This window comes from Dactylosporangium sp. NPDC051484 (assembly GCF_040689395.1).
Lineage (GTDB): Bacteria > Actinomycetota > Actinomycetes > Mycobacteriales > Micromonosporaceae > Dactylosporangium.
In genome coordinates, this window is record NZ_JBFAZX010000036.1 from 57,806 (window position 1) to 65,374 (window position 7,569).

At 73.1% G+C, this 7,569-nt stretch carries 7 protein-coding genes; 2 read left to right on the top strand and 5 right to left on the bottom strand.

The window, feature by feature from the left end:
• Positions 1-68 precede the first annotated feature (68 nt).
• The 3 genes from AB0367_RS34180 to AB0367_RS34190 form a co-directional block, all read right to left on the bottom strand.
• Positions 69-731, bottom strand: a complete 663-nt coding sequence (locus AB0367_RS34180; RefSeq protein ID WP_366230631.1) for a response regulator transcription factor — start codon at positions 729-731, stop codon at positions 69-71.
• Complete coding sequence (locus AB0367_RS34185; RefSeq protein ID WP_366230632.1) at positions 703-2,100, bottom strand: MFS transporter; 1,398 nt, start codon at positions 2,098-2,100, stop codon at positions 703-705. Before AB0367_RS34185 ends, AB0367_RS34180 begins: the two co-directional genes overlap by 29 nt.
• A gap of 363 nt (positions 2,101-2,463) precedes the next feature.
• Positions 2,464-3,930 carry a multicopper oxidase domain-containing protein gene (locus tag AB0367_RS34190; RefSeq protein ID WP_366230633.1) on the bottom strand — a complete coding sequence of 489 codons (1,467 nt, stop codon included), beginning with the start codon at positions 3,928-3,930 and terminating at the stop codon, positions 2,464-2,466.
• Between the two features lie 153 nt (positions 3,931-4,083).
• Between AB0367_RS34190 and AB0367_RS34195 the strand changes: the two genes are divergently transcribed.
• Entirely contained in the window at positions 4,084-4,755 is a 672-nt protein-coding gene (locus AB0367_RS34195; RefSeq protein WP_366230634.1) for a permease prefix domain 1-containing protein, read from the top strand.
• Between the two features lie 4 nt (positions 4,756-4,759).
• Here the strand turns inward: AB0367_RS34195 and yidD are convergent, their stop codons facing one another.
• Both yidD and AB0367_RS34205 read right to left on the bottom strand, forming a co-directional pair.
• Entirely contained in the window at positions 4,760-5,167 is a 408-nt protein-coding gene (gene yidD / locus AB0367_RS34200; protein ID WP_366230635.1) for a membrane protein insertion efficiency factor YidD, read from the bottom strand.
• Between the two features lie 32 nt (positions 5,168-5,199).
• Positions 5,200-5,781, bottom strand: a complete 582-nt coding sequence (locus tag AB0367_RS34205; RefSeq protein ID WP_366230636.1) for a TetR family transcriptional regulator — start codon at positions 5,779-5,781, stop codon at positions 5,200-5,202.
• 117 nt (positions 5,782-5,898) lie between these two features.
• On the opposite strand from AB0367_RS34205, the gene AB0367_RS34210 reads away from it, so the two are divergent.
• Positions 5,899-7,359: an MFS transporter gene (locus tag AB0367_RS34210; RefSeq protein ID WP_366230637.1), complete on the top strand. Its 1,461-nt coding sequence runs from the start codon at positions 5,899-5,901 to the stop codon at positions 7,357-7,359.
• Positions 7,360-7,569 lie beyond the last annotated feature (210 nt).

Sequence of the window (7,569 nt, forward strand, 5' to 3'; positions counted from 1 at the left end):
CACCGATGGTGAGACCGGAACCGGCGCGGTTCATCGGAACTTGGGCCGCAGCCGGGCCGCACCAAAGTTCAGGAACCGGGTCGGACGCGATTCGTCTCGTACGCCCACATCGCGATCTCCACCCGGTTGCGCACGCCCAGCTTGAGCATCAGCGCGGTGACGTGGGTCTTGACCGTGCTCAGCGTGATGAACAGCTCGTCGGCGATCTCGTTGTTCGTCCGGCCCCGCGCCACCCGGGCCAGGACCTGCTCCTCGCGGTCGGTCAGGGGCTCGACCGGCTGGCGGGGCGGCGCGGACGGGCCGGTGTCGGCGAACGCCCGCAACAGGCGGGTGGTGACGCTCGGCGCGATGAGCGCGTCGCCGTTCGCGGCGGCGTGCACGGCCTGGGCGAGCAGGGCGGGGCCCGCGTCCTTGAGCAGGAAGCCCCGCGCTCCGGCGCGCAGGGCGGCGTACACGTACTCGTCGAGATCGAACGTGGTGATGACCACGACGGCGATCGGATCCGCGACGGCCGGGCCGGCCAGCTGCCTGGTCGCCTCCAGCCCGTCCATGCCGGGCATGCGTACGTCGACCAGGCACACGTCGGGGCGCAGGCGGCGGGCCAGCTCGACAGCGCGCCGCCCGTCGGCTGCCTCGCCGACCACCTCGATGCCGGGCTGCGCGTTGAGGATCATCGTCAGCCCGGTGCGGACGATCTCCTGGTCATCCGCGACCAGCACCCGCACGGTCACCGGCCAATGCTACGGGCGGGATGGCACCCCCAGATCCGCCGAAAGTACGACCGGCGACGAGGACCCCGGCGAGCGCGGGGACGAGCGCGACGCCGAACGCGGCGAGATATGCCGCCGGGCCGGCATCGACGAGCGCGGCGAAGAGGGAGCCGCCGATCGCGAGCGCGACGGTGGTCAGCAGCGCGTCGGCGACCTGCAGCGCGGAGCTGTTCACGCCCTGCTCGGACGGGGCGGAGTAGCGCAGCACGAGCGCCGCCGTGGCCGGGGCGGCCAGGCCCATGCCGAAGCCGCCGAGGCACCAGCCGGCGACGACGACAGCCACCGGTACGCCCGCGAACGCCACAGACATCGCGGACAGCACACCGGCCGCGATGCCGGCCGCCCCGAGCCGCAGCCGGGCGGCGTCCGACAGCCGCTGCGCCTGCCGCGCCTGGACCCACGAGCCGGCCGACCAGAACAGCGCGCCGACGGTCACGGTGAGGCCGGCGAGCACGGGGCTCAGGCCGCGCTCGCGGGTGAGCATCAGCGGGATGAAGACGTCGGCCTGCACGAACGCGGCGCCGGCCAGGCCGCGCAGCAGCACCACGCTCGGCAGGCCGCGGGCGGCGGCGAGGCTGCCGGCCGGCAGCAGGCGCGCGCCGCACACGAGCGCGACGACGAGGCCGGCGGCGAGCACCGCCAGTCCCTGCGGCGAGAACCGCTGCCCGCCGAGGTACAGCAGGAGCACGCCGGCCGCGGTGCCGGCCGACAGCAAGAGCCGCTTGTTCGTCGAGGTTCTCGCGGCATGGGGCGCGCCGCCGCCGACCGTGCGCACGCGCGGCCAGATGAGCAGCATCGCCGGCGCCGCGGCGAGGACGACGAGCAGGAAGACCCAGCGCCACCCGACGTACTGCACGATGACGCCCGCCACGGCCGGCCCAGCGATCGCCGGCAGCACCCAGGCCGCGGCGAGCGCCGAGAACACCCGGGCGTGGGAGTCCACGGGGTAGGCCCGTCCCACCACCACGAACAGCGCCACGTTGACGAGCCCGCCGCCGAAGCCCTGCACCAGCCGCCCGGCCACGAGCGCCCACATGTTCGGCGCCATCCCGGCGATCAGCAGCCCCAGGCAGAACAGCGCGACGCCGGCCGCCGCCGGGCGGCCCGGGCCGGCGCGGTCGCTCCACGCTCCGGACAGGACCATCCCGACCACGCTGGTGGCCAGGGCGCCACCGAAGGCGAAGCCGTACAGGGACAGGGCGTCCCCGTGCGCGTCCAGGGCCCGGGACACGGCCGGCATGGCCGCGGTGACCGCCACCGCCTCGAAGGCCACGAGCGTGACCAGGGTCACCATGCCGACGGTGAGCGTGCGTCTGTCCTCGTTCTCCACGACCGCAACATCGCACCTCAACAGGGCTTGAGGTCAAGGCGGCCCGGCTTCCGGTGGGACGCGCCTCTCGTGCATGCGCCGTTCGATCGTTTCGTCCCGGTGCGTCCCGACGGCCACACCGCGTGGACGGGCACCGAGGGAGACCTCACCGTCGCACTCCGCGCGCATCTGGACGCGGCTCGGTGATCCCGAACACCTCGATCCGTCGATCCCTTGACATGGGAGCGTTCATCGATGTGTCATGCCGGTCACATAGCGGTTCTCGTTGGGTTGCCGCCGCCGCACAGACGACGCACACGGGGACGACGGAACGCTTGCGAGACGTGCCGGGCCCCGCGCCGCCACGGGGGGCCCGGCACCCGCTCAGCCGTGTCGCAATCGAGGCGTGTCACCCTTCTCCACGATCACGAACTGCCCCATCATGCCCTCGTCCTCGTGCTTGAGGACGTGGCAGTGGAACATGTACGCCGTGGTCGGGTCGGCGTAGTCGGCGAACCGGGCGATGATCGAGTACTGCTGCCTCGGCTCCAGGAAGATCGTGTCCTTCCAGCCACCGAGCTCCGGCGGCGGCGCGGCACCGCTCACCGACAGCACCTGGAACTGCACGTCGTGGATGTGGAAGCTGTGCGGCGTGTCGTGCCCGTTGGACACGTTCCACACCTCGATCGTGTCCTTGACGATCACCGCGTCGACGCGGCCCATGTCCATGCCGTGGCCGTTGATGTCGCGGCCCTTCAGCTGGAACGTGCGGGTCTGCGCGGCCCGGCCCGGGTCCAGCCGGGGCGTGGCGACCAGGGTCTGCGGCAGGGTCGCCGGGGCCAGGCTCGCCGCGGCGCGCAGCTGCAGGACGTCGAAGGAATCCTGGCCGCCGTTGAACTTGCTCTGCAGGCCCGAGCCGAGCGACCGGACGCTGCGCAGCGTCACCCGCTCCCCCGGCTTGAGCGCCACCACGATCTCGGCACGCTCGCCGACGGACAGCCGCACGTGGCTGGTCATGTACGGCCGGTCGAGCAGCCCGCCGTCGGTGCCGACCAGCGCGAAGGGGCGGTTGTCGGCGAGGGCGAAGTTGTAGACGCGGGCGGTGGATGCGTTGAGCAGCCGCAGGCGGACCAGCTCGGAGCGCACGTCGAGGTAGGGGCCAGGGGTGCCGTTGACCAGGATCTCGTCGCCGAGCACGCCGATGTCGCCGCCGAAGCGGCTGGACATGCCCAGCTGCGCGCCGTCGAAGTCCTTGTCCTGCACCATGACCGGCACGTCGTCGACGCCGTAGTCGTGCGGCAGCGCGCGCTGCGCGGGCTCGTCGTCGTCGACGATGAACATGCCGGCGAGCCCCCGGTACACCTGGGTCTCGGTGCGCTCGCCCGGGTGCGGGTGGTACCACAGCGTCGCCGCCGGCTGGTCGATCGTCCACGCCGCCTGGAAGGAGCCGCCGGCCGGGATCGGGCGGTGCGGCCCGCCGTCGACCTTCGCCGGCAGGTGCATGCCGTGCCAGTGCACCGTGGTCGGCTCGGCGAGGGTGTTGCGCACATTCACCACGACCCGCTCGCCGCGCTTGGCCCACAGCGTCGGACCGAGATATGCGCCGTTGTACCCCCACGTGCGGGTAGAGCCGTGCCCGAGGTCGCTGTCGCCGGGCTGCGCGCGCAGCTCGAAGACCCGCCGCCCCTCGCCGTCGACGCTCGACGCGGCCAGCGGCGGCACCCGCAGCGGCCGGGTGAAGTCCACCCGCTGGTCCAGCGGCGGCCGGGCGAAGATCCAGGTGATCGCGGCGACCCCGCCCCCGCAGCAGAGCAGCAGCAGGCCGAGGCCGCCGAGCAGCCACTTACGCACGATCGTTCCTCCTACATGTAGCTGGGCTACATGTAGGCTCTCTTGAGCTCGCGCCGCGGGTCCAGACCCGAGCCGGGAAGCCGGGGGAACCTCAGGGTCCACCTCAGGGTCTACTCGGACTGCGCCGCGCGTCCCCGCGGGCATACTGAGTCGGTGGTTAACGCCGGCCCCATCGATGCCTACATCGCCGCACTGCACGGCGCCCTGCGCGGCCCACGAGCGGCAAAGGCCGACCTGGTCGCCGAGGCGCGCGACGGCCTGATCGACGCCGCGGCCCGCTACGAGGACGCCGGCCTGGACCGCACCGCGGCTGAGCGCGCGGCGGTCGAGGAGTTCGGCCCCGCCGCCGACCTGGCCCCCGAGTTCCAGCGCGAACTGGCCCTCGCGCAGGGCCGGCGGACCGCGATCCTGGTCGGCGCCGCGATCGCGGCCCAGTCGGTGGTCTCCGAGCTCACCTGGCGGCACGCCGCGACGGGCTGGGCGTGGCAGCCCGGCCGGGCCTACGCGATCCTCGCGAACACCATCGACTACGCCGCCTACGCCGTGGTGGCCGGCGCCCTGCTCGCCGTGGTGGCGTGCGGCATCGGCACCCGATACGTGGCCGTGGGCCGCGGTTTCGTGCGCGCCACGGGCATCGCCGCGATCGGCGTCGTCGCCTTCTTCGTGCTCGGCGGGATCGCGCTGTCGGCGTTCAGCCCAATGTGGAACGGCCACACCGACGGCACCTCGCCGCTGTCGATCGCCGCCTCGACGCTCACGATGACGCTGCCGGCCTGGATGGCGTACTCCGGCCTGCGCTGCGTGCGCGCCTCGACCACGCGCTAGGGCATCACGGCACCGGGTCGGCGGTGCCCCGCGGGGTCGAGGGGTTGCAGCGGCGGATTCGCGCCGCGGTCAGCCGGGATCCCTCCACGAGCCCGTAGCGCCGCACCGCCTGCAGTCCGTAGTTGCTGCAGGACGGGACCTGCCGGCAGCGGGTGGGCAGGTGCGGGGAAACGAAGCGCTGGTATCCCCGGATCACGGCCATCCCCGCGCGGCCCGGGCGGCTGGCAGCGCCGCGCGCCGGACGGCTCGGCGCGGAGACCGCCATCAGCGACAGCAGCGAGCCGAGCAGGAACGGGCCGCAGTCGCAGCCGTCAAGATCGCAGCCCGGCGCGCAGCCGCTGTCGCTGTCGCGCCGGCGGCGCCGCTCCTGCCGGCGCGCCCGCCGGATCGCCCGGATCTCCCTGATTCGCATGGCGGCGATTTTCGGCGGCCATCGCGCGGTCATCAAGCTTTGGTCGTGGTTCCGACCCCGTCCATGAGCAACCGGATCAGGCGCTTGGCACGCTCGTCGCCGGCCGGACCCGGCTCAACCACCATGCCGGCGCCGTGGCCGATGCGCAGCAGGTCGCTGCCGTCGATGTCGGTGCGGGCTACGCCGGCCTCCTGGGCGCGGGTCAGCAGCGTACCGACCGACCAGCGCAGCATGTCGTGGGCGCCGATCATGAGCTCGGCGTCCTTGTCGTAGATCGCCTTGAGGGCGTCGGACAGGCCGCGGTACCGCCGCAGATGCTCGATGAACGCACGCAGCCACGCCCCGAGCGCCGCCAACGGGTCCGGCTCACCCTCCGCCAGACGCGCGGCCTCGTCGCGCAGCAGCACGATCCGCTCATGGAACACGGCGTCCAGTAAGTGCTGGCGGGTGGGGAAATGGCGGTACAGCGTGCCCGGGCCTACGCCGGCGCGCTTGGCGATGTCGTCCAGCGACGCGTCCGCGCCCCGCTCAGCGACGGCCTCGCTCGCCACGGCGATGAGCCGGTCGTAGTTGCGGCGGGCGTCGGCGCGCTGCGGCCTGGCGATGGGCGGCATGCAACCCCCTTGCTAACCGGAGACTGTCTCCGTATTGTCGAAACGGCGGAACCGGAGACTGTCTCCCATTAAGCGTAGTTCCGCGCACCCATCATTGCCCAGGGAGGCCGCTCAACCATGCCCAGGCAACGCCTCGCCCTCGCCGTGATCGTGTCCTGCCAGCTGCTGCTGGGCATCGACGCCACCATCGTCAACGTCGCGCTGCCCGGCATCTCCGCGGCGCTGCGCTTCGCCCCGGCCGGTCTGGCCTGGGTCCTCAACGCGTACACGATCGCCTTCGCCGGCCTGCTCATGCTCGGCGGCCGGCTCGGCGACGTGCTGGGCCGGCGCCGCATGTTCGTGACCGGTGTGCTGGTGTTCACGGCCGCCTCGCTCGCCGCCGCGCTCGCGGAGCGGCCCGGCTGGCTGCTGGCCGCCCGCGCCCTGCAGGGCGCGGGCGCGGCGCTTGCCTCGCCCAGCACGCTCGCGCTCATCACCGGGACCTTCGCCGAGGGGCCGGAGCGCAACCGCGCGCTCGGCGTCTCCTCGGCGGTGATCAGCGGCGGCGCGTCGCTCGGGCTCGTGCTCGGCGGCGTGGTGACCGCCGCCGTCAGCTGGCGGTGGGTGTTCCTGGTCAACGTGCCGATCGGGATCGTCATCGCGCTGCTCGCGCTGCGCCGCCTACCCGAGACCGAGCGCCACGCGGGCCGCTTCGACGTGCCCGGTGCGCTGAGCGTCACCGCCGGCATGCTGGGCATCGTGTACGGGCTGATCCGGGCCGCCTCCGCGGGCTGGGGTGACGCCCGGGTGCTCGCGGGCATGCTCGGCGGCGCCGCCCTCCTCGCCGCGTTCGTGGCGATCGAGGCGCGCACCGCTGCGCCGATCGTGCCGCTCCGGCTGTTCCGGGACCGGCAGCGCGCCGCCGGGTACGCCGCGCTCCTGCTCATCGGCCCCAGCCTGATCGGTCCGTTCTTCTTCCTGACCACCTACCTGCAGCAGGTGCGCGGGCTGGGTCCGGTGCCCACCGGCCTGGCGTTCCTGCCGATGACGGCCGGGCTGTTCGCGGCGGCTCGGTTCGTGCCGCGGCTGTTGGCCCGCTTCGGCCACCGGCTCGTGATCGGTTGCTCGCTCGTCACGCTCGTCGCCGCCGGACTGCTGCTGTCGCGGGTGAGGCCCGCCAGCCCCTACGCCGCCATCCTTGGGCCGCTGGTGCTCGTCGGGGTGGGCGGGGGATGCTCGTTCGTCCCGCTGTACAGCCTCATCCTGTCCAGGGTGACCGGACGCGAGGCCGGCGCGGCGTCCGGGGTGCTGCAGACCACGCAGTGGCTGGGCAGTTCGTTCGGCCTTGCCGTGATGGTCGCGGTGGCCGGCGCCTCAGGCAGCACCGACGTTCTCGGCCGCGCCTTCGTCGCCGCGGCGGTGCTCGCCGGCGCGGCCTTGGTGCTGCTCATGGCCGTCCTGCGCCCGACCGCGGCGACGGACTCAGGAGATGCGAAAACGCACCCGGATGGCCGACTTCGTGCGGGCGGCCGGGAATGTCCGGACAGTCCCGGACACCCGGACGAAGTCGAACAACCGAGTGCGTCGCTTGGGGGTTGAATGCTGTGGTGGGGCGCCGGCCGGCGGGGCTGATCCGCCGGCCAGGCCGAAGCCACACCATGAACGTCGCGCGGTATTAGTTGGCCGCGATCCCCGGCACGCCGCCGGTGCCGCTGTGGAACTGGGTGCCCTGCGCGAACGCGGTGTCGAAGCGCTGCTGCAGGGCGTTGAGCTCGGAGAAGTTCGCCTGGTGCGAGTTCTCGCTGCCCT